28 protein-coding genes and 1 tRNA gene are annotated in these 21,669 nt (G+C 41.4%); 15 read left to right on the forward strand and 14 right to left on the reverse strand.

Features of this window, described 5'->3' with window-relative positions; translation table 11 throughout:
• Nucleotides 1–169 precede the first annotated feature (169 nt).
• The gene (locus FIB07_01100) at nt 170–772 is read right to left on the reverse strand and encodes a Cro/Cl family transcriptional regulator (GenBank protein NJD51446.1); all 603 of its coding nucleotides are present in this window, start codon (nt 770–772) and stop codon (nt 170–172) included.
• A 273-nt stretch (nt 773–1,045) separates the two neighbouring features.
• Between FIB07_01100 and FIB07_01105 the strand changes: the two genes are divergently transcribed.
• Entirely contained in the window at nt 1,046–1,777 is a 732-nt protein-coding gene (locus FIB07_01105; protein ID NJD51447.1) for an epoxyqueuosine reductase, read from the forward strand.
• Nucleotides 1,778–1,821: 44 nt separating this feature from the next.
• On the opposite strand, the gene FIB07_01110 is transcribed toward FIB07_01105, so the two are convergent.
• Nucleotides 1,822–2,175, reverse strand: coding sequence for a hypothetical protein (locus FIB07_01110; GenBank protein NJD51448.1), 354 nt, complete (start codon nt 2,173–2,175; stop codon nt 1,822–1,824).
• On the reverse strand, nt 2,148–2,771 hold the full coding sequence (locus tag FIB07_01115) for a DUF2867 domain-containing protein (GenBank protein NJD51449.1): 624 nt from the start codon (nt 2,769–2,771) through the stop codon (nt 2,148–2,150). The genes FIB07_01110 and FIB07_01115 overlap by 28 nt, the downstream gene beginning before the upstream one ends.
• A 17-nt stretch (nt 2,772–2,788) precedes the next feature.
• Here FIB07_01115 and FIB07_01120 point away from each other — a divergent pair, with 17 nt between their 5' ends.
• Nucleotides 2,789–3,427: a PadR family transcriptional regulator gene (locus tag FIB07_01120; GenBank protein NJD51450.1), complete on the forward strand. Its 639-nt coding sequence runs from the start codon at nt 2,789–2,791 to the stop codon at nt 3,425–3,427.
• Between the two features lie 38 nt (nt 3,428–3,465).
• Nucleotides 3,466–3,846: a hypothetical protein gene (locus FIB07_01125; GenBank protein ID NJD51451.1), complete on the forward strand. Its 381-nt coding sequence runs from the start codon at nt 3,466–3,468 to the stop codon at nt 3,844–3,846.
• 57 nt (nt 3,847–3,903) lie between these two features.
• Here the strand turns inward: FIB07_01125 and FIB07_01130 are convergent, their stop codons facing one another.
• Complete coding sequence (locus FIB07_01130; protein NJD51452.1) at nt 3,904–4,584, reverse strand: flavodoxin family protein; 681 nt, start codon at nt 4,582–4,584, stop codon at nt 3,904–3,906.
• A 141-nt stretch (nt 4,585–4,725) separates the two neighbouring features.
• Here FIB07_01130 and FIB07_01135 point away from each other — a divergent pair, with 141 nt between their 5' ends.
• Nucleotides 4,726–5,025, forward strand: a complete 300-nt coding sequence (locus FIB07_01135; GenBank protein NJD51453.1) for a PadR family transcriptional regulator — start codon at nt 4,726–4,728, stop codon at nt 5,023–5,025.
• Nucleotides 5,026–5,050: 25 nt separating this feature from the next.
• Here the strand turns inward: FIB07_01135 and FIB07_01140 are convergent, their stop codons facing one another.
• Both FIB07_01140 and FIB07_01145 read right to left on the reverse strand, forming a co-directional pair.
• Nucleotides 5,051–5,617 (reverse strand): winged helix-turn-helix transcriptional regulator, encoded by a 567-nt coding sequence (locus tag FIB07_01140; protein NJD51454.1) that lies wholly within the window; start codon nt 5,615–5,617, stop codon nt 5,051–5,053.
• 50 nt (nt 5,618–5,667) lie between these two features.
• Nucleotides 5,668–7,257, reverse strand: a complete 1,590-nt coding sequence (locus FIB07_01145; protein NJD51455.1) for a bifunctional N(6)-L-threonylcarbamoyladenine synthase/serine/threonine protein kinase — start codon at nt 7,255–7,257, stop codon at nt 5,668–5,670.
• A gap of 144 nt (nt 7,258–7,401) precedes the next feature.
• Here FIB07_01145 and eif1A point away from each other — a divergent pair, with 144 nt between their 5' ends.
• The 8 genes from eif1A (at nt 7,402) to FIB07_01185 (ending at nt 10,832) form a co-directional block, all read left to right on the forward strand.
• On the forward strand, nt 7,402–7,716 hold the full coding sequence (gene eif1A, locus FIB07_01150) for a translation initiation factor eIF-1A (GenBank protein NJD51456.1): 315 nt from the start codon (nt 7,402–7,404) through the stop codon (nt 7,714–7,716).
• A 9-nt stretch (nt 7,717–7,725) separates the two neighbouring features.
• Nucleotides 7,726–8,526, forward strand: coding sequence for a serine protein kinase RIO (locus FIB07_01155; protein NJD51457.1), 801 nt, complete (start codon nt 7,726–7,728; stop codon nt 8,524–8,526).
• Nucleotides 8,523–9,059, forward strand: coding sequence for an RNA-processing protein (locus tag FIB07_01160; protein ID NJD51458.1), 537 nt, complete (start codon nt 8,523–8,525; stop codon nt 9,057–9,059). The genes FIB07_01155 and FIB07_01160 overlap by 4 nt, the downstream gene beginning before the upstream one ends.
• Nucleotides 9,060–9,137: 78 nt before the next feature.
• Nucleotides 9,138–9,512, forward strand: a complete 375-nt coding sequence (locus tag FIB07_01165; protein ID NJD51459.1) for an ArsR family transcriptional regulator — start codon at nt 9,138–9,140, stop codon at nt 9,510–9,512.
• Between the two features lie 123 nt (nt 9,513–9,635).
• Nucleotides 9,636–10,241 (forward strand): amino acid kinase, encoded by a 606-nt coding sequence (locus FIB07_01170; protein NJD51460.1) that lies wholly within the window; start codon nt 9,636–9,638, stop codon nt 10,239–10,241.
• Nucleotides 10,242–10,291: 50 nt separating this feature from the next.
• Nucleotides 10,292–10,465 (forward strand): DUF1610 domain-containing protein, encoded by a 174-nt coding sequence (locus FIB07_01175; protein NJD51461.1) that lies wholly within the window; start codon nt 10,292–10,294, stop codon nt 10,463–10,465.
• A 5-nt stretch (nt 10,466–10,470) separates the two neighbouring features.
• Nucleotides 10,471–10,737, forward strand: coding sequence for an elongation factor 1-beta (locus FIB07_01180; GenBank protein ID NJD51462.1), 267 nt, complete (start codon nt 10,471–10,473; stop codon nt 10,735–10,737).
• Between the two features lie 23 nt (nt 10,738–10,760).
• Nucleotides 10,761–10,832 (forward strand) — tRNA-Ala (locus FIB07_01185).
• 18 nt (nt 10,833–10,850) lie between these two features.
• Here the strand turns inward: FIB07_01185 and FIB07_01190 are convergent.
• The 7 genes from FIB07_01190 to acs all read right to left on the reverse strand — a co-directional run bounded on the left by FIB07_01190 (nt 10,851) and on the right by acs (nt 17,786).
• Nucleotides 10,851–11,075, reverse strand: a complete 225-nt coding sequence (locus tag FIB07_01190; GenBank protein ID NJD51463.1) for an SHOCT domain-containing protein — start codon at nt 11,073–11,075, stop codon at nt 10,851–10,853.
• A gap of 120 nt (nt 11,076–11,195) precedes the next feature.
• Entirely contained in the window at nt 11,196–12,038 is an 843-nt protein-coding gene (locus FIB07_01195) for a thiazole biosynthesis protein (GenBank protein NJD51464.1), read from the reverse strand.
• A gap of 34 nt (nt 12,039–12,072) precedes the next feature.
• Nucleotides 12,073–14,643 (reverse strand): valine--tRNA ligase, encoded by a 2,571-nt coding sequence (locus FIB07_01200; GenBank protein ID NJD51465.1) that lies wholly within the window; start codon nt 14,641–14,643, stop codon nt 12,073–12,075.
• Between the two features lie 255 nt (nt 14,644–14,898).
• Nucleotides 14,899–15,138 (reverse strand): hypothetical protein, encoded by a 240-nt coding sequence (locus FIB07_01205; protein ID NJD51466.1) that lies wholly within the window; start codon nt 15,136–15,138, stop codon nt 14,899–14,901.
• A 92-nt stretch (nt 15,139–15,230) separates the two neighbouring features.
• Nucleotides 15,231–15,521 (reverse strand): hypothetical protein, encoded by a 291-nt coding sequence (locus tag FIB07_01210; protein ID NJD51467.1) that lies wholly within the window; start codon nt 15,519–15,521, stop codon nt 15,231–15,233.
• Between the two features lie 128 nt (nt 15,522–15,649).
• Nucleotides 15,650–15,904, reverse strand: a complete 255-nt coding sequence (locus FIB07_01215) for a hypothetical protein (protein NJD51468.1) — start codon at nt 15,902–15,904, stop codon at nt 15,650–15,652.
• Nucleotides 15,828–17,786, reverse strand: coding sequence for an acetate--CoA ligase (gene acs, locus FIB07_01220; protein ID NJD51469.1), 1,959 nt, complete (start codon nt 17,784–17,786; stop codon nt 15,828–15,830). The genes FIB07_01215 and acs overlap by 77 nt, the downstream gene beginning before the upstream one ends.
• A 540-nt stretch (nt 17,787–18,326) precedes the next feature.
• On the opposite strand from acs, the gene FIB07_01225 reads away from it, so the two are divergent.
• From FIB07_01225 to tgt, 3 genes are all read left to right on the forward strand, one after another.
• Nucleotides 18,327–18,854, forward strand: a complete 528-nt coding sequence (locus tag FIB07_01225; protein ID NJD51470.1) for a hypothetical protein — start codon at nt 18,327–18,329, stop codon at nt 18,852–18,854.
• A 103-nt stretch (nt 18,855–18,957) separates the two neighbouring features.
• Complete coding sequence (gene queA, locus FIB07_01230; protein NJD51471.1) at nt 18,958–19,983, forward strand: tRNA preQ1(34) S-adenosylmethionine ribosyltransferase-isomerase QueA; 1,026 nt, start codon at nt 18,958–18,960, stop codon at nt 19,981–19,983.
• A 1-nt stretch (nt 19,984) separates the two neighbouring features.
• Nucleotides 19,985–21,085 (forward strand): tRNA guanosine(34) transglycosylase Tgt, encoded by a 1,101-nt coding sequence (gene tgt / locus FIB07_01235; GenBank protein NJD51472.1) that lies wholly within the window; start codon nt 19,985–19,987, stop codon nt 21,083–21,085.
• On the opposite strand, the gene FIB07_01240 is transcribed toward tgt, so the two are convergent.
• Nucleotides 21,082–21,630 (reverse strand): zinc-ribbon domain-containing protein, encoded by a 549-nt coding sequence (locus FIB07_01240; GenBank protein ID NJD51473.1) that lies wholly within the window; start codon nt 21,628–21,630, stop codon nt 21,082–21,084. The two genes, tgt and FIB07_01240, sit on opposite strands and share 4 nt — an antisense overlap.
• Between the last annotated feature and the right edge of the window lie 39 nt (nt 21,631–21,669).

Genomic DNA, 21,669 nt, shown 5'->3' on the forward strand with positions numbered 1-21,669 from the left:
TAAGCTATCCAGGATTTTCACCTATTATATACTTTGTCAGGTTGCCATGAAAATTCTTTTCCCAAAATCATTCTTTTCGCTCTCTTTATTTCCAAAAATCCATTTTTTTGATAAACAGGATATCCCGAATCAGTTGCGATCAATGAAACGGTTTCAATACCAATATTTTTTAAATGCTCCAATCTGACAATTTCGGATTTATGATCTCTACATCAGGTAAATTATTGTAAACCTCTAAATAAGTTTTTGATTTGATTAATATATTAACAACCTCGACAAGTGGTTCAGCCCATATTTCCGGCAAGTCTGCCTCAAGCTTGGAATTTGCCAAGAATGCCAGCTTCTCAACAGGAGGGCAAAACCGGGCGTCAACGCCAGGTTTATTACCACGAGCATCAATCCGGTACCATCCAAACTCCTCCAGATAAACTGCGTTTAGACCATGGAGACAATAAGGAGATCCGTTTCCTTCGAGACTTAGCCTCTGGTAGCATAAGCCTGCTGGAATACCATTGGCACGAAGTAAAGCAGCAAGAAGATGGCTTTTTGCGTAGCAATAACCTGTTTTGTGCACCAGGACATCAGATGCCTTACAAGTGACAGGATCCAATTTATGATCATAGCTATGTTTGATATTGTCTCTAACCCATTCAAAACAGTTCTTAGCAATATCTTGTTGTGAATCACATTTGTCAGAAAGGAGTGCCGCCAAGTCTTTAATTAATGTGTCATGCCAATTAATAATTGCTGTCGATGCTAAATATTTATACATTCTTGAAATCATTATGGATTTAAAAGGGCGGTTCTTTATTATATTTTTTCTTTTTCCTGTCCAGAAGTGAAAGGCTAACGGTTTCGGTTAGAAGAAGTTCGATGATGGCGAATTTGGACAACGCGATTGAGAAAAGATAGGCTCTTTTCTCAAATCCTTATGATTTGGGCGGCGAGCTCTTCGCATGTCCTTTTTTCATAATAATATCTGTAGTTGTCAGCAACATTTAAGTGCATACGGACATTTACTATTTAAAATAGAGCAGGAAGGACCATGTTAATTAAAAGTAATAAGAATTTGAATCAGCAACTACACAATTTAGCATCTATTAATGGAATTGATCATTTTGGTGTTGCCGATCTTTCACAAGCCCATACGGCTATACTTGAACAGGGTGGTAGCTTCATAGCCGGCTTTCCTTTCTCCATCTCTATTGGGATATCCCTGCTTAATCCAATTGTCGATCTTTTGCCACAGCGAAATGAAAAAGCGGTGAGAGTAATTTACCGTCATAACGCTTATGATATAGTGAATTTACGACTGGATATTGCAGCCTCAATTATTAGTGTTCATCTCCAAAAATCCGGGTTCAGGGCTTTACCGATTCCTTCCTCAAAGCGTGTAGATGATGAACGTATTTGTGCATCTTTCTCACATAAGCTGGGTGCTAATCTGGCCGGGCTGGGATGGATCGGAAAGAGTTGTTTGTTTATCACGCCAGAATGCGGACCAAGAGTCCGTTGGGCAACTATACTGACTGATGCACCAATAGAATCCACTGGGAAGATACGGCAGGAACAATGCGGGGATTGCAGGGAGTGCATTGACATTTGCCCGACACATGCGATCACAGGGAGACTATTCAGGGCGAACGAACCACGGGAAGATAGATTTGATGCACGAAAGTGTGACCGGTATTTCGATTCAATGGAAGAAAAAAATGAGATAGCAGTATGCGGGATGTGTTTGTATGTGTGTCCATACGGAAGAAGACGGAAAATATGAATGGAAGTGAACGAAGCGAAGGTCGGGGTGAAGCTTCTGGTAAATTAAACTTTTTTCCAAAAATAGTAACAACTGGAGATTAAAAGAAATGTCATAACTGGATATAGAAATGTTGCAAGTACTATTGCCAGTCTGTACCCCTCCGTCAAACTAACAAAAGTTAAAAGCCCAATGCTTAAAATCGCATTTAGCGCCGCGCCTGTACTCTGTGTTTTAGGGTAATATAAGAGTCCAAGCAAAACTAAGCCGACAAGAGCAGGTATGAAAATACTTAGCTCAAAAGAATAATTAATAAAGCGGTATACATCAAAAATCAACTGGATAAATACACCTGTTGTGAGAATATGCCAACTTTTAATATTTTTTAAGTTCATTTTGATAAAAGATATTCCTGCCATTGTGCCTTCATTGCTTTCATCATTGCCGGATAGACAATATAATGGCGAAAAGGTTCAATCACTTTTAGATATGCCTTTCCGTAAATCCCCCTGGGTTTGACATAAATGGCCAGCGTTGCAGTGTAGCAATTATCTGTTTTTTTAATCCAGCCAACATGGATGAGACCATGCACTGTATCATTGGAAAGTTCATGCAAACTCTCATTCTCAAATAGATAGACAGATCTAAATTCCAGATCAGTATTATTTGCTTTGATATTCATTCCAATTTTACTATTTATAAGGTCATTGCTTTTTAATCGGCTCCTAACTGTCGTTTCATAACAGCCTGGTATAGGTAAGGTATTAATGTTATTGTCAAGGGGCAAAACCTTGTTTAGCCAGAATCGTATAGTAAAAAGAAAGCCGACTAATGTTCTGTTATTTTGGATTTTATTAAATGCTTCAAAAGCAATTTTATAAAAGGACTGAAAATTCTCGGTTCTGGAATTAGTTGCGCAGATCGGGATTTCCCAGACATCCCATAAAGTAAAATCATTTGCAATTTTATTGACTTTCCATGGACGGGCAAAATGGACTTCTTTATTTATCATCATAACAGTTTCCTTTTAATATGGTGATCTTCAACATATTTTTTTCTTTCATAACTTGCAGAAAGAAAAGATTTATATACAATAGTCCACCTATGAACTATATGGATGGTAGAATTGCCAATGTAGAGGTAGCACTACTTGAAATAATCAAGGAGAAGAATGAAACCAGTGGTTATGAGGTTAGAAGAATTATTGAAGAAAGAGGTTATAAAGAATGGGCCAATATAGGCAAAACTTCAATTTATGTCGGAATTAAGAAATTGGAGAAAAAAGGCCTTATTACAGTAAATTCTTTGCAAAAGAAAAAAGGTAAAGGACCTCTTCCTAACAAAATCAATCTCACTAAATTGGGTGAAAAAGTTGTAGTTGAGGAAATTAAAAAAGCATTATTATCACAAAAAAATCTTCCTTTATATTATCTTGGTATTGCAGGGATCAGGTTAATCAATAAAGATAGTGCCTTAGAAATATTAAAGCGAAGAGAAATATCTAATCTGAAAATTATTGAAAAAATAAATGAGATTTTTAAGGGAAAAGGCGGCGACAGTTTACCTTTGGAGGCAAAAGCTTTGTTTGAACATCCAATATCACTTATAAAATCAGACAATCAATTTCTTATGAAATTTATCAAAGAACTAAAGGATGAAAAGAATGGATAAAGCGTATTTGAGTATAGTAATAAAGGAGGTAAAAAAATATGAATAAATATGTTAAAAATGTTTTGTATGGTTTTCTGGCATGGCTTATACCTTTTGTAGCTTCGTTCTTTTTTTATTCCAGGGAAGGAAAATTGACCATTGATATATTTTTATTCAAGTCAATTATGATCATAGTCGGCTCCTTTTCTGCTGCAATCTTGTTAATTTCTTATTTTAGAAATGTCAATGTTGATTATTTAAAAGAAGGAATAATAGTAGGAGTGGTGTGGTTTGGTATTAATATTGTATTGGACTTATTGATATTGATTCCCATGTCAGGTATGTCTATCACGGATTATTTCATGCAAATAGGATTAAGGTATCTTGCAATCCCGGCAATGAGTATTGCTGTTGGAACTGCTTTGGAAAATAAGAAATAAGGTGGATTGGGACAATATCACAACAAGAGTGCCCGGATTGATTCATTTCAATAAAAGTTACCTCTTTATTAATGCAAGCTTCTGCCCACTCTGATACGCCTGTTCTCTAATTGATATATGTTGTTTCATCATATTCTCCACTTCCGGTTCAGGGATATTGAAATTTGATGCAAAATCTAATAGTGTTTTCTTATCTGCATTAATCTGCCCGGGAAACATTAAACCTCCTGCTACCAGTTCCGAAACAACAGCCCCACCGTTCCCGCACCTGAATGCAGCATTCTTCAGGAATTCCAGCGTCTCCATTGCCATTTTAATATCCGGATTTCCGCAGGCTGCAATAACAACACTATTCCTCTTACCCGGGATACGGCATTTTATTTCCGGGGGATTTTTTCCCGGTGTAATAATGAACTGGGAAAATAGCCTGTCAAATAAATTCTTGAACTGCCCGGGAACGTGCCTGATATATACCGGAGATGCCAGCACAATCCCATCAGCTTCTGCTATTTTATTGATTATCATGGCAAGATCATCATCAGAATCCTCATTAGTTATCTTGCAAACACCATTTTGCCTGCATTCCATACACCCGGTACAAAATGCAAGATTCAGGTCGGCGATGTTTATTTTTTCAACTGCTGCTCCTTTGGAAACTGCTCCTTGCAATACCATGTCCGTCAAAAGGTCGGTACTGCTGCCTTTCCTTGGACTGCCTACAATTCCTAATATCTTCATATTATTCCTCTTTGAATTGACCCGTTAGGATCAGAAGTATAGTATACCCAATAATAATATTTAAATATATCGGATGTCCAATATTGGCATGTGACAGACGATAATTGCCAGGAAGAGGCATGTGCACCGGAATCCTGTGATATGAGGGGAATGCTTTCGTTTTTGATAATGTGGTTTCTCTCGAAAAGACCCATGTATGGCGAGGAGATCGCGCAGGAACTTGAAAAAATGAAAGGAACAAAACCCACCCCAGGCACGATATATCCTGCACTAAAACATCTGCAGAATAATGGTCTCATAGTATCACAGAAAGATGGGAGGAATGTCATCTATTCCCTCACAGAAAAAGGCACAATAACATCAAAAAAAGCATTTGAATATTTCTGCAATATGTTTGAACCCGTTTTCAAGGATTGTTTAAAGGCAAAAAATCTTAAATAAAATAGGGATATACTCGTAAAATGATTCAGGACTTCAAAACCGAATACATCTCACTGACACTTTTCATGACCTTGAATCCTTTATCAGTTATCATGTAATCCCCGCGCTCATGGCGCTGCAAGATCATCCCGCTGTCAAGCAATTTTTGTAAATGGAATAATAAATTTCCTCCTCGAAGCCCTGTAAGTTCCGAAAGGGAAGAAAAGGTTTTTGTTTCTATCTCTATCGCTTTTAAAATTTGAAGGCGCTGTTTATTGGATAATGGTTCAAATACCTCCGCTATGAATTCTTCCGGAACAGGGGATGTCTCATGTTTTTGTTCTTCATTAGAACTATATATCCTGAGAGAACGCATTAAATTGACCTGATTCCCAAAGAGGCCCTGTACCTGTGAAAAGCATTTCTCGCACTGCTTTGATGGTGCATTACTTCTCATTTCATTTAATTCGGACTGGGTTTTCAAAATAGCATCTTCAGGAACTTTTTCATTCTTTAATAGACCTGCATTCTTTTGCAGGAACCCTGTAAAGCTTGATTTACAGGTCTCCCGCATATCGCATTTTTTGACCATGTTGGTTTCAAGATCGAGCATCCGTGTATCCCTTAATAATTAATGACGGCATGAACAGCTGCCATACTTTTTCACGCATATCTCCCCCTACCTTCAATATCTTTCACCCTTCCCATAACCTCATCCGCACCCGCAAATGTCCTTGCATATCCTTTTTTAAAAGCCTCAATAAGCTCTTCATGGAACTCATGCGTGCTCTCAAAAGTCTGGAAAAGCACATGCACATCAACTCCCCGCGCTTCCACTGTCTTATCAAGATACGCTAGACCAAAATCGATCAGGTAGAGTTTGCCATCCCTGAATAATATATTCGAGGTGGTAAGATCGCCATGAATAATCCCATACGTATGCAACCGCCCTATCAGTTCTCCTGTCTGTTCACTCAACGAAGGGGTAATCACTTTTTTCAGGGCTGTCACATCTATGTATTCCATTTTTATTTCAAAATCCGTTAAATCCCTGATTATGGGGGTTGGAACACCGCATCTTCGAGCCTCTGAAATAAGTCTTGCTTCTGAACGTGTTCTCTCCTTGCGTAAGGTCTCATCTATTTCCCTGATGCGGTACCGTTTCGATATCCTTGTCTTTACGATCGTATTCCCGGAAAGTGTGATCACAGCTTCGGCGCCACTTGCGATTTTTCCCTTCTGGTCAGGCCTTTTTTCTTTAAACATATCAACAGCCTGAGGATTCCATTTCACTTCGGCCTCATCCGGCCTGAAGTCGGGATTGACCTTTGATTCCGCAATTGTTGTCCTGTACCCCGATTTATACATCAGGAGACCAAGATAAGCGATCATTGCGCCATTATCGCCCATGAACCTTTTTTCCGGAACATAAAAATCAATACCCCTGTCCTCACACATGACAGTAAGCATCTCACGAAGGCGCGAATTCGCTCCTACCCCCCCTGCAAGCAGGACTTCATTTTTTCCTGTATGTGCAACGGCGCGTTCTGTTACCTCTACAAGCATTGCAAAAGCAGTTTCCTGGAACGAATGGCAGATATCAGGAAGAGGGTATTTTTTGGCAGATTCCTGTGCTGCTGTTGTCAATCCCGAGAATGAGAAATCCATACCTTTTACAGTATACGGCAGCTGGATATATTGCGAAGCCTTCTTTGCAAGTTCTTCTACTTTTGGTCCTCCGGGATGCGCCAACCCGGCAGACCTTGCGAATTTATCAAGGGCGTTGCCGATTCCGATATCAAGCGTTTCCCCGAAAACCCTGTAACGGCTTTTCCTGTATGCCAGAACCTGCGAGTTCGCACCGCTTACGTATAATGTCACCGGGTCTAATGCTTGCGTTTTCCATCTTCCCACCTCAATATGTGCAATGCAGTGGTTTACCCCTATCAGGGGAACATCAAGCGATAATGCAAGCGCCCTTGCCGCTGTTGCAACGGTACGAAGACACGGGCCAAGTCCCGGTCCCTGGGAAAATGCCACTGCATCTATTTTTCGTCCTCCTTTCTCCAGGGTTTCCCTTACCACTTTTGTAATATGGTTTGCATGGTGCTGTGCAGCCTCACGTGGATGGATGCCGCCGGTCGCAGGCCGATATGTGGCCGTAGTCTCTGCAATAACATCATTTTCATCAACAATTGCTGCGCTCAGGTTCCATGCCGTCCCTTCAATTCCGAGAATAGATATTCCAGACATTTTTATAAGACTTCATTAAACTGGTTTCTAAAATAAGTATCGGGCAATTTCAGACATAGTTTATATATTATATTATATATTATATTATCAGTAACCTTTACATACAGCCAAGACAATAATGGGTATGAATAAAGAGGTGTTAAACTGAACAGACGAGATAATAACAGCCAGCAACCGGAAGAATTTACGAGAGTCCGGGTGCCGCAAAAAAAAGCGGGCGAAGTGCTGGGCACTGTTGAAAGTCTGTTGGGGGCTAATAAGCTGCGCGTAAGGTGTATGGATGGCGTAGTAAGGATCACTCGCATTCCCGGAAAAATGAAAAAAAGTACCTGGATAAGGGAAGGAGATGTTGTTATAGTTGTGCCGTGGGCTTTCCAGACCGAAAAAGCTGACATCATCTGGAAATACAGCGGGCCACAGGTAAACTGGCTTGAGAGAAAAGGTTTTTTGAAAAGTTAAATTAAGCCTATGGCCAGTGATAAGAAGCTTTCCCGCATGGATGAGAAAGTCGATGAGTTTCGCATGCGGTTAAAGGATTCTGATCTGAAACAGGTATTTGACGATGTTTTTGACACAGCCACATTGATGGCTCTCTATGACCTTTCAAAAAAGGATTATATTAACGCGCTTGGAGGTTGTTTCAGTACCGGGAAAGAAGCAAATCTTTTCCATGCTACAGCAAAAAAAGATGATATTTCCGAAGTCGCAGTAAAGATTTACATGATATCAACTGCTAATTTTAATTCCATGAAAGATTACATCTTGGGAGACCCCAGGTTCCAGGGGATAAGGCATGCAAAAAAAGATATTATTCTCGCATGGACAAAAAAAGAATTCAAAAACCTGAAACGTGCACAGGAGGCCGGGGTAAGGGTACCAGAACCCTATACTACACAGAGGAACATATTGTTAATGGAATTTATCGGGAAAGATGGTATTCCGATGCCTCAACTGAAAGATGTTAAACTGACGACAGAGGAAGCATCACATATTTTTAACTTGCTGGTCGATTATATGAACAGGCTATATTCAAAGGCAAAACTTGTCCATGCAGATCTTAGCGAATATAATATATTGGTCGATATGAATAAGATGGAACCAGTAATAATTGATATGGGGCAATCGGTACTTACCAGTCATTTCAATGCAGAAACTTACCTGCGGCGCGATGTTGCAAATATCGCTCGCTTTTTCAGAAAATTAAATATTCCGGTAAATGAAGATGATATTATTTCAATCATAAAGAAAAATAAAGAGGAAGAACAATGACAGAGCATATTAAAATACCACTTGAAAGAATAGCGGTCCTTGTTGGCCCGAAAGGCCAGACTAAAGAACTCATTGAGGAAAAATCAACAGCAACGTTAAATATTGATAGCGAAAGCGGGGATGTGGAAATTGCAAATCCGACCGATCCGCTTATGGGAATGCGCGCAAAGGAAGTCGTACAGGCTATAGCAAGGGGTTTTAGCCCTGAAAAGGCTTTGAAATTGTTTGACCATGACCTTCTTATGTTTGAAACGATAGACCTTTCAAATATTGCAAGGACAGAAAAAGATCTCATGCGGATAAGGGGTAGACTCATAGGGAAGGATGGCAAAACAAGGGAGATATTTGAGAGCCTGACCAGCGCATATATCTCCGTTTATGGAAAAACAGTAAGCTTGATAGGGTATCCTGAGCAGAATACCGTAGCAAGAACAGGTATAAATATGCTTCTTGAAGGGTCAGCCCATGGCCCTGTTTATTCGTTCCTTGAGAAGAAAAAGAGTGATTTGAAGAGAGCAGAATTGGGATTGTAGGATTTTAAACATCCGTTATTATTTATCATATCGAAAGATTAAAATAATACGCGAACATAATATATTTCTGGAGTAAATATGAAAGCCCTTAAGATTAAACAGCTTGATGAAAAAGACGAAGAGATCGCAGATATACTTATTTCCCTTGGGATGAGCCGGAATGTCGCAATGAGCCTTACCTATCTTCAGAATATGAATTCTGCAACCTCGGTAGACCTCGAAAGAGTAGCCAGATTGCGCCAGCCCGAAGTCAGTATTGCAATGAGGCAGTTAAAAGAACGAGACTGGATAGATGAACGGGAAGAGAAGACCTCTGGAAAAGGAAGACCATACAAGATATATTCGCTCAAAGTTGGTTTTAAGGATATTGTTACCCAGCTTGAAAAACAGCAGAAAAAAGCCGTTGATGAGGCAAAGGCAAACCTTGAGCGATTGAAGGAATTGGGGAAATAGCAAGTCTTAGCTGCTGATTGTGGGTTGCTTTTTTAAGTCAAATCCCACCGTAAAGAACGCAGAGTGTAGCAGTAAAATCTTTACGCCCTTTGCGTCCTTTACGGTGAATCTGATCAAAAAATCATGATAACCATAAAACTCGGTGGGAGCCTGATCCATAGCGCAAAAAGAATCATAAAAGACCTCATAGAATACACCAATTCAACCGGGGAAACTATTCTCATCGTCCCGGGCGGTTCAATTTTCGCGGACGCTGTGCGCAAATCCAATCCCTCGCAAGAAGCTGCGCACTGGATGGCAATACTTGCTATGGAGCAGTATGGGTATTATCTGGCTGATGGAACTGATACAAAACTGATCGACAACCTGAAAATTCCTGGCAACGGTACTTATGTTTTACTTCCATACAACCTCCTTAAGAATAATGATGAACTCTCCCACACATGGGATGTGACCTCAGACACAATTGCAGCATGGGTTGCGTTAAAGCTCAGGGCAAGGTATATCAAAGTTACAGATGTTGATGGTATATACTTGAATGGCACACTTCAAAATGAACTCAAAGCAGAGGAACTCATTAATATTGAGACCTGTGTGGATGCAGAACTTCCGCATTTTCTAATGAAGAATAAAATGAATTGCGAGATCATTAATGGAAATTGTCCTGGAAGGGTGGTAAATGCATTGGCATTAAAAGGCAATATTACAGGAACTCTTATTAAAGGATAAATTTAATAGCTTTCGGATGTGTATGGAACCCCCAACATAAGGAGAATATTATGCCAAGAAAAGAAAAAGCAACAATTTGTGTTTCATGCGGAGTAAATCTTATTGAACGTGGCTATGCACGATTCCCATGCCCGCAATGCGGTAATGAGATCGGAAGATGCACAGCCTGCAGGCATCAGAGCAATTCATATAAATGTCCTGAATGCGGATTCGAAGGGCCGTGAGAATAATGGGAGAAGTAGCGGCAAAAATAAAAGTAATGCCCTCGGGCATGGATGTTGATCTTAATAAACTCAAAGATGCCCTGACAAAAGCCATCCCAAAAGGAGCGCGAATTCACGGGTTCTCAGAAGAACCTGTTGCATTTGGCTTGAAAGCCTTAATTGTAGTTGTAAAAGTCGGCGATATTGAGGGCGGAACTGAGAAAGTCGAAGAAGTATTCAGCAAAGTCAACGGTGTAGAAAGCGTTTCGGTTGAAGAATTGGGCAGGATGTAGAAAAACCCATTTCCCTCTTTTTCGGGCCTGTAGATCAGAGGTAGATCGTTGCGTTCGCAACGCAAAGGCCGCGGGTTCGAATCCCGCCGGGTCCATATTTTTGTGTCTTTAATTCACATCAAATCTTTCTTTTTCTCTTCAAATTCTTCCTTGCTTATCTCTCCTCTTGCATACCTTTTCTTCAGCACTTCAAGCGCGGATTCCTGCCCTCCCCTCATACCCCCACCCTGCCATAGATATTTTATGAGCAATGCGAGTCCTACTATAATCAATATCCAGAATATAAATCCCAGAATCCACATACCTCCACCCATCATTCCATAGCCGTAGCCATCCATTATATTAAGTGCCATAAATTTACCTCCATCAAAATATTGGCTGTGGTAATATAAAAAGATAATTGTAAGAGTATAGAAAAAGCAATTGAAAAAAGTTTGGGCTTTTGCCCAAATATATATTTATTCGGTCACAAGGACATCAGGCACACGATGGCTGATTTTTATGTCCTTGCCCATAGCCTTTGCGCCCCTGATTTTATCATAAGCAAGCTCTGCTGCTTTCTTTCCTGCAAGAAGCATGCCGCCAAATATCGGCCCCATGCGCGGAGCGCCGTATGTTGAGGTTGCTGACATTCCTGCCACGATAAGACCGGGATATATCTCATGAGTGAGTTCTACTGTCTTTTTCTCTGCTTCATCTACCCAGAGTGAACCGCAGCCCGGGGGCTTAGGGATGCCTGATCTCTGTTCGCTCAAGCGCTTTACAAGGAATGAATCGTGCCCTGTTGCATCAATTACAACTTTTGATCTGATCGCGATCGGATCCATACATGTAATGAATTTGGGCATTTGTTGTACAGGATACCACTGGATGACCACGCCATCAACATGATCTTCTTTGAGTAACAGGTCTTCAACGTTCGTAGAATTGAGCAATTTCACACCCGCATTACATGCGCTTACCAGCATCTTTGAGACCATCTCAAATGAATCGCAAACATAAAGTCCATTTCCAGCATCCTTTAGATTTATCCCGCATTCTTCAAGCAGCTTGTTGGCGGGAGCACCGACGGTATTTTTTGGCAACAGGAAGCCACCCTGCCACATACCTCCGCCCCCATAGATATTCCTCTCGATCATAACAGTCTTGAGGCCTTTTTCTGCACAGTACTTTGCAGCCGTGACACCGCATGGTCCTGAGCCCACGACGACAACATCGCTGTCAAGAATATTCTCTATGAAATCATCCATGAATTCATTAACTATTGTTTTTGTAACATGTATCTCGCTGATATCTGTCATATTTTCACCATAGTGGTAATAGGGCATCTGCTGACTATAAACTTTTCTGATAACGCATAATTACTATTGTAGAAGTTCCAACTTCAAGGACATCCACTGCTTTCCCTTTCAAGAGCCTTTCTTTTTCAAGAGTAAAACAGGATGCATCAAGAGTTATTTCCTCATCACCGACCTGTAGTGTAATACTTCCGGATTCTGCAAGATTCAGATCAGCATTTACAAGCGCTTCTGCAATTGCTTTTGCCCTGTTCCTGTAGGTTTTGCCAAGAACTCTCATATTCGGTTTTATTTCCTTTGGCACAAGCTCAAAATCCGGCACTCCATGTCTGAGTTTGATCACGGAATTAGCAGCGCCCGCGATATCAGATGCATCAGGTATGTCGGAATATATCTCTATTTCTTTTAGCGGGGAATTTAACGGCATGCCATGTTCTGCTTTATAGCGCCTTATTGCAGAAGTCATTTCTTTTATCAATTCACCTCTTGCTTCTGCATCGGAATCGATAAGTGATTCATTGACTACCGGCCATGGCGCAAGATGCACACTTTCCTTTTTTACATGGGAATAAACCTCTTCGGAAAAATAAGGTAAAAACGGTGCAAGGAGCCGTGAAATGGTCTCAATAACCACGTAGAGTGTGTACTGAGCCGCATGTTTCCCCTCCCCTTCTCCGTAAAGCCTTGATTTTACAAGTTCAATATAGTTATCAGCAAGCACATCCCATGTAAATCCTCTTATAGCCTTAAAAGTCTCATCGAACTGGTATGCATCCATCTTTTCAGTTGTTTCTTTCACAAGCCTGTTCAATTTGCTATGAAGCCACAGGTCTATGGGCTTAAGGTTTGCAGGTCCATCTGAGATATGCGGCAATGAGAATCGCACGATACTCCATAATTTCTGCAAAAAGCGCGAGCCTGCTACAACATCTTTCCATGAGAAAATAATATCCGATCCGGTCGTCCCGCCAATAGCTGCCCACTGCCTGAAGGCATCTGCCCCATTTTTCTTGATAACTTCTTCAGGTATAACGAAGTTATTGCGGGATTTACTCATCTTGTGGCCGTCTTCACCCAGCACCATACCATTTAGCAGGATAGTATCCCATGGTCTTTTATTAAGAAGCGCTTTAGCTCTTAATATTGTATAAAAAGACCATGTGCGGATGATATCATACCCCTGCGGGCGAAGCTGGGCAGGCAGAAGGAGCGGATGGTCGCTGAGCCAGCCGGACACATGAAGGGCAGAAATCGAGGAGTCCATCCAGGTATCAAGGACATCCACTTCTCCCTTAAATTCCTTTGACCCGCATTCACAGGCTTCAGGAGGCTGTGTCTGTGTAGGATCAAGAGGCAGCCATTCCTCTTTTGCTACTTTTGTCTTCCCGCATCCGGAACAATACCATGCAGGTATGGGAGTTGCAAAAATCCTCTGTCTTGATATGCACCAGTCCCATTCCATTGTACCTGTCCAGTTCTCAAGCCTGACCTTCATGTAATCGGGAATCCAGGTGACCTCGTTTGCGGTATTAAGGATATCATCATGTATTATTTTCACGAACCACTGTCTTTCTGATAGTATTTCTATCGCTGTCTTGCAGCGCCAGCACAAACCAACGTTCTGCGGAAGTTCTTCCTGTTTGTATAGTATACCGCCTTTTTCCATGTCTTCAATTATGGCTTTCTTGCAGTCCGATGTGCCCATCCCGGCATATTTTCCTGCAAGTTCAGTCATCTTTCCTGTCTTGTCGATCGCTTTTCGAAGCGGAAGCTTATGTTCGACCCACCATCTGACGTCCTGCTTATCACCAAAAGTGCATATCATGACAACGCCTGTACCAAACGTGGGGTCAACGCTCTTATCAGAAATGACCTTTACATTATGACCGAAAACAGGCACTTTTATCTCTGTGTTCACAAATTCCTGGTATCTTTTATCATCAGGATTAACAGCAACGGCCACACATGCAGCCAGGAGTTCGGGCCTTGTTGTTGCTATTTTCAGCTTATCAAAATTAAGATAATTCAGGAGCGTGGTCCGGGAATCGTATTCGACTTCAGCAAAAGCAATGGCAGTTTCACAACGCGGACACCAGTTCACAGGATGGTTCTGCTGGTATATCATGCCGCTTTTGTACATCTGAACAAAAGACCGCTGGGTTTTTCCGAAATAAGCAGGCTCCATAGTTATGTATTCGTTGCTCCAGTCTATGGAAAACCCGAGGCGCCGCAGGCTCTTTCTCATGCGCCCGATATTAGTTTCGGTCAGTTCCACACACATGCGCCTGAATTCTTCCCTTGAAACCTGGCTCTTGGTGATACCATGTTTTTCTTCTACTTTTACTTCTGTGGGAAGCCCGTGGCAGTCCCAGCCTTCGGGGAACATCACATTAAATCCGCGCATTCTTTTGTAGCGAGCAACAAAATCGATATAACACCAGTTAAGAGCATTGCCGATATGGAAATTCCCGGTTGGATAGGGTGGCGGCGTATCGATTATGAACTGGGGTTTTTCCGAGTCCCAGTCAAAATAGTACATGGAATCCTGCCATGTATCCAGCCATTTTTCTTCGATCGTGTTATAATCGTATTCTTTCGGAAGTTCCATGTTCCGCTTTGATTAATTGCATGATTAATAGAATTATCGGTTTTAGGCCTTTTTTCCTTCCTTAATAAGCCTCTTGCAAAGTTTCATTATTTCCTCAACTGTCCTCATATTACCACAACGTCTCCCAGTTTATAATCCGGTTTCAAATCGCCATCATGAACAGCGTCTAAAATATCTTAATAAGCTATCCAATGTAGATTGATAATAGTGACCTGAACGAGCGGATCATCATCTATATAATCAAAGACAGTTTCTTCAGGCATATTTCCGCAGCCTGACAACGGTTGGATTTTTACCAACTCTTCGCATAAAGAGCCTGTGACCAGGTCTTTTTCTTCTGGCTTCAACATCGCTGATACGTTCTCCAACGGATGCGATGTTATTTTCTTCAATATCTATTGCGATTATCTTCCCTACGTACCGTTTCTCCCATTCTTCCCGGTGGGTTTCATATATCTGCTTTGCCTTTTCGTCAATTAAAAGAGCTTCATTCATTTGATACATCTCTTTTTCTTATTATATTATTTAAATATATGTCCTCTGGCTTAATAATTCTTTCTTATGCGCCACCGAGCGCCCTTCAGGTACTATCCCGTCATGGTATGCGATCGCCTGCGCTCTTCGTCAGTGAATGGGATATACTGCGAAACAAGATACAGGCTGCGCAACGACAAACCCATTGCAACGATATCAGGATTTATGAGGTATGCGCCAGTTGGCTTTCTGTCTTTAACCTCAGACAAGTAATATGGCTTTCCAGGCATTCCCAGCTTCCCGATATCATGGAATAAACCAACTATCACGCAGCTCTCTTCACTGATTTCTGGTATTATTATAGGCCATATATAGATTCTTGCGCGCCCAAAATCATGACGCATATCTGTGTTTATCTGTGTTCATCTGTGGTTACTTATGCCAGATGCAACAAAAATAAAAAAATCAGCGCGCCCGAAAATACACGGATTTGTGTTATTTGGATTGATCTGCACATCAAATACCAGTGTTTTCATCGTAGCGCATCATCCAGATCTTGTCGTATGAGTCTTTGAGATTTTATCCACACTATACTTTCTTCCCGCAAGATATTAGCAAAATCCCAAACATTCATTCCCGCCATTTCTGCCGCTTTAAGGAATGTCACTTTTCCATCTTCAAGGGATTTCAAAGTCATGAGTATCTCAATTTCACTCCCTCTCCTCCACAAGCACTTCCACAACAGATGGATCAGCAAGCGTGGTGATATCCCCCAGGTCATGCACATCACCCGATGCGATCTTCCTCAATATGCGCCTCATTATCTTCCCGGAGCGCGTCTTGGGAAGCGCGTCCGCAAATTGCAGCTTCTCAGGCTTTGCGATAGGACCGATCGAATTCCTGACATGAATGACAAGATCGGCTTTCAGGTCATCGGTCTTATTCACACCTTCCTTAAGTGTGACAAAAGCATAGATGGCTTCCCCTTTAATATCATGGGGATAACCCACAACAGCAGCTTCAGCGACTGCATTGTGGGAAACAAGGGAACTTTCGATCTCCGCAGTGCCAAGCCTGTGTCCTGAAACCTTTATCACGTCGTCGATCCTTCCCATGATCCATAAATATCCGTCCTCGTCCTTCCGTGCGCTGTCCCCGGTCTGGTACAGTCCCGGGAACTGGGAGAAATACTTCTCGATAAAACGCTGGTGGCTGCCGAAAACAGTTCTCATCATCCCTGGCCACGGCTTCTTTATAACAAGCTGCCCTCCTTCGTTGATATCGGCTTCGGTTCCATCCGCTTTCACGACCATCGGTTCTATCCCTGGAAAAGGAAATGTCGCGGAACCGGGTTTAAGAGGCGTAGCTCCCGGCAGCGGCGTTATGAGTATTCCCCCTGTTTCAGTCTGCCACCATGTATCCACGATGGGACAGCGCCTGTTCCCGATCACGTTATAGTACCACATCCATGCCTCGGGATTTATTGGCTCACCCACGGTTCCAAGAAGCCGGAGGCTTGAGAGGTCTCTTCCTTTTGGCCATTCATCCCCGCTTCGCTCAAGCGCCCTGATCGCCGTCGGAGCTGTATAAAATATCGTTACTTTATATTTCTCAATAAGCTCCCAGAACCTGTCAGGCTGTGGATAATTCGGAACACCTTCAAACATCAGGCTTGTTGCTCCGCTTACAAGCGGCCCATACACGATGTAGCTGTGGCCTGTTATCCATCCTATGTCAGCGGTGCACCAGTATAAATCCTCATCCCTGTAATCGAATATCCATTTAAAAGTCTGCATAGCATACAATAAATATCCGCCAGTGGTGTGAAGCACACCTTTCGGTTTGCCGGTGCTTCCGCTTGTATAAAGGATAAATAGTGGGTCTTCAGCATCCATCACTTCCGGTTTGCACTCAATGCTTGCGTTCTTTATCTCCTCATGCCACCAGAAGTCTCTTCCCTGCTTCATATTCACTTTCGTGCCTGTGCGGTTGTAAACAATAACTGTATTCACAGAGTTTTTTTTGCCGCTTATCGCCCGGTCCACACTTTCCTTGAGCGGGACGATTTTCCCTCCTCTTAAACCGGCATCAGCCGTGATTACAAATGAACATGAACTGTCATGAATGCGATCTGTTAATGAATCAGCGCTAAAACCTGCAAATACAACATTGTGAATGGCTCCGATCCTTGTACATGCCAGCATTGAGATCACAAGCTGGGGGATCATAGGAAGATAAATCGCTATCCTATCACCCTTTTTTGCACCTCTGTTCTTCAGCACGTTCGCGAATTTGCAGACTTCCATATACAATTGTTTATATGTGAATTGTTGTGTTTCACCGCCATCACCCTCCCAGAGGATAGCGATCCTGTCCCCACGCCCGGATAGGTGCCTGTCAAGGCAATTATATGATGCATTCAGCTTTCCACCCTCGAACCAGCGGCAAATGGCTTTTTCAGGATCCCATGAATTGACTTTTTCCCACTCCTTGAACCAGTTAAGCTGATGTGCTTTCTCTGCCCAGAATGTTGCGGGGTCGTTGATCGATTGTTTATAAATTTCTTTATATTCATCAAAACTTTTTATATACGCTTTTTTGCTAAATTCAGAAGGCGGATTAAAGATACGTTTTTCATCCTGTAAAGATTCTATTGTGTTTTCAGCCATGCCTGTTCACCTGCCTAAGCCTTTATTTAGTTTTATTATTAAAATAGATTATCCAAATTTTTCCTATTGGAATATGCAAATATAAGCGATTTTCATATTCCTGCCTTTGCTATCGGTATTTTTGTAATACATACTAAATATACACATTATTAAACAATATTTTCCAAAAAAATTTGTGAATAAGTGTGTTAAGCTGGAATAACCCGTACCCCTTTATTTCCACTGGAAAAATAATTTGAACATAATTGAGGAATTAAACGAAATATTAAATAATATAATGGTATATAGTTATTTAAATTGACAAAATCATAGTTAATAATAAATATTTATTAAAAATAACCTTTAATTTTGTTATATTTAACATATATGTCCATTTACCTTTATTTCAATTGAAAAGTATATATACCAATAATTACATCTATTTACAAAGTCGTTCACAAAACGAACATGATTTAACACGAAGGAAACATCGGAGGGGAAATCCGGATGTAAAACTGTCTGTCTCGATGGGACGGGCAGTCCTCCAATTTTTTGAGGTTTATGAAAATAAGGCTTGAAATCGAAGGAACAAACGCATGCAGTATAAATTACAAAGGTCCTGAATGCATTGACCTTGCAGTTGCTTACCTTAATTCGATAGAGGCAGATGAAGTGCAAGTACATCTTGTCAGGGACGACGGAACGAGAGCGGATGCCGAATTCGAAGGTGAATTCCCTGTAGTATCTGCTATGAAATTCATTCTTGCTGCTTCAAAAACAAGAACTGAAATTCCATCCCGGGCATCGACCATGAACAACATAAGCGAATCAAAAGCATTGACATTAAAAGAAAGATTGGAAATGTTCTTAAGATTTGAATATCCTAGGGTATGGTTCACATCTCTTGATGTAAAAAAACAATATGAATCAGTTTATGGAAAAATCGGTCTCAGCACGGTATCGACATATCTTGCAAGGATGTCCCGCGAGAATATACTGATTCGAAGAGGGAATCGAAGCCAGCGAGAATATCGGTTTAAAGACGAAAATAATATCATCAATAATATGGAATTGGGCCTGATAAAATAATGGCAAAATATTTTTAAGAAATACTTAATTGGCTAAACTCGATTGGCTAAACTTAATTGGCTGATGAAAAATTACTTAAACAACAATGTAAACTTAGCAGTCAATGAAACTTTCCGAATTTGACTATCATCTTCCTAAAGAACTTATTGCCCAATCTCCAATAGAACCAAGAGACGCATCTAAATTAATGGTGGTGGGACAACAGGGGAAACAGATCGAGAACCGTTTTTTCTGTGATATCCCGGATTACTTTGAGGCCGAAGATACCCTTGTTCTTAATGATTCAAGAGTGATACCTGCAAAGCTGATGGGCAAAAAAAGTACAGGCGGCTATGTGGAAGCGCTTGTTGTCTCAAAAAATGACGCTGGTTATGAATGCATGATACGTGGGAAGAATATCCGCGAAGGTACAAAACTTAATTTTGGTGAGCTTGAAGCAACAGTGCTCCAGATCCTGGAGAGGCCCAATACGAACAGGTATCTTGTTAATTTCAATTGTAATGGGAATCTTCCTGATATTCTTGAAAAAATAGGGGAAGCGCCTCTGCCTCCGTATATCAAACAAAAACTCGATGATAAGAACCGCTATCAGACTGTCTACTCGAAAGAAAAAGGCTCAATTGCAGCGCCAACAGCCGGCCTTCATTTCACGAACGAGTTATTGGGGAGGATAAAAGAAAAAGGCGTCAACATCGCTTATGTTACCCTGCATGTAAGCCCCGGTACTTTCACGCCGGTCAAGGCCCAGGATATTGAAAAACATATTATGGAACCCGAATATATTTCTGTCAGGAGGGAAAATGCAGATATTATCAATGGAACACGGGGAAAACTCATAGCAGCAGGAACAACAACTGTAAAGGCGCTTGAAAGTTCATGCATTGACGGGAAAATAGTAGAAAAAGAAGGATTCAGTGAGCTTTTTATTTATCCATCATATCAATTCAGGTCAAGAATTGATGCTATGATCACAAACTTCCATCTTCCTGAATCCACGCTCTTGATGCTTGTGAGTGCTTTTGCAGGCCGGGAACGCTTGATGGAGGCTTATAATAAAGCCATATCACATTCATACAGGTTTTACAGTTTCGGGGATGCAATGCTTGTTTTCAAGGGTAGGAATAAATAATATGTTCAGGTTGATCCACACAGATAAAATTACAGGAGCAAGAGCAGGAAAACTCATGACCAACCATGGCATCATCGATACTCCTGCATTCATGCCAGTTGCCACAAAAGCGACTGTGAAGACCATTACAACTGACGAGCTGTACGAAATGGGAACACAAGTGCTGATAAGCAATGCTTTTCACCTGTTGCTCGCTCCAGGGATCGAGATTATCCAGAGAGCAGGCGGCCTGCACAAATTCATGAACTGGAAAGGTGGAATATTTACTGATAGCGGCGGCTTCCAGATGATACGGAAGGATTTCCCGTTCAAGATAAACGATGAGGGAATTATTTATAAGAACCTGCGGGACGGGAAAAAATACTCTTACACTCCTGAAATATGTCTTGAGAACCAGAAGCTGCTTGGAAGCGATGTGGCAATGATGCTTGATGATTGCCCTGCTTACGGGAGTGAGTTTAGCGTTGTTGAAGCATCAATGGAAAGGACAATAAAGTGGGCATCCATGGCCAAAAATGTGGAACAAAACCACGGACAGCTCTTTTTTGCAATACTCCAGGGCGGGACTTTTGCAGAATTGAGAAAAAGATGTGCTGAGGAACTGATAGAGATGGATTTTGACGGCTATGGTATAGGCGGCCTGTCGATCGGTGAGCCCAAGGAAATAATGAATGATGTTTTGAAATTTAGCGTTCCGCTTGTTCCTGAAGATAAAGCGCGCTACCTTATGGGTGTGGGTTCACCGATAGAGATATTAAATGCGATCGAATCCGGCATTGATATTTTTGACAGCGCATTCCCAACACGAAATGCGAGGCACCAGACCCTCATGACCTCAAAAGGGAGTATTGATATTGCGCGGAATAAATTGGCAATGGATTTTTCACCGATAGATGAAAATTGCGGGTGCTATACATGCAGGAATTATACAAGAGCATATTTGCATCATCTTTTCAAGGAATCCGAACTCCTGGCGCTTCGGCTTGCGTCCATACATAATCTTCATTTTATCCAGTCAATAGTGAAAGGAGCAAGGGAAGCGATACTTGAAGACGGTTTTTCAGACTACAGGAAGAATGTGATAGCAGGTTTGATGACTTAATGCTTAATCCTGACAACAACTGTTCCGGCTAAACGATCTCCGAGTCTTTGTCTTTTCTCTGTGATCGCCATAACGATAAATCCCAATATGTAAAAGTAAGGCAGGCTATCTATTATCCGCAAAACATTTCTCAACAGGGCTGCTAAAAAGTCACATGGCTCTCCGTTCTCTTTAACAACAATAATCCCGAGGATCATCTTACCAACAGTCTGGCCTTTCCATGTTTCCAGTAATATACCATAAAATATCCAGAGGAGCATTATAATAAATAAACTCATGAAAAAACCGCTTATGACCGTCATCGGTGATCTGGCCGCAAGGCCGGGAACAATTGAAGCACCGACAATACTGAATGATAAAAATCCCATTACAAAATAATCAATTATTACGGCAAAGATCCTGTGCAGGACAACATCTTTCTCAGTCCCCAATTCACCTCTGGAGGATACGTTTACTGAGATCGTAGAGATTTTCAGGCTGTTTCCACATTTTGAGCAAAATTCCGCGTCATCCGAATTCATTGTCCCGCATTTGCTGCAATACATTCTTACACCTTGTTACAATATTTACTCATGGTATTAATT

Source organism: Candidatus Methanoperedens sp. (assembly GCA_012026795.1).
Taxonomy (GTDB): Archaea; Halobacteriota; Methanosarcinia; order Methanosarcinales; family Methanoperedenaceae; genus Methanoperedens.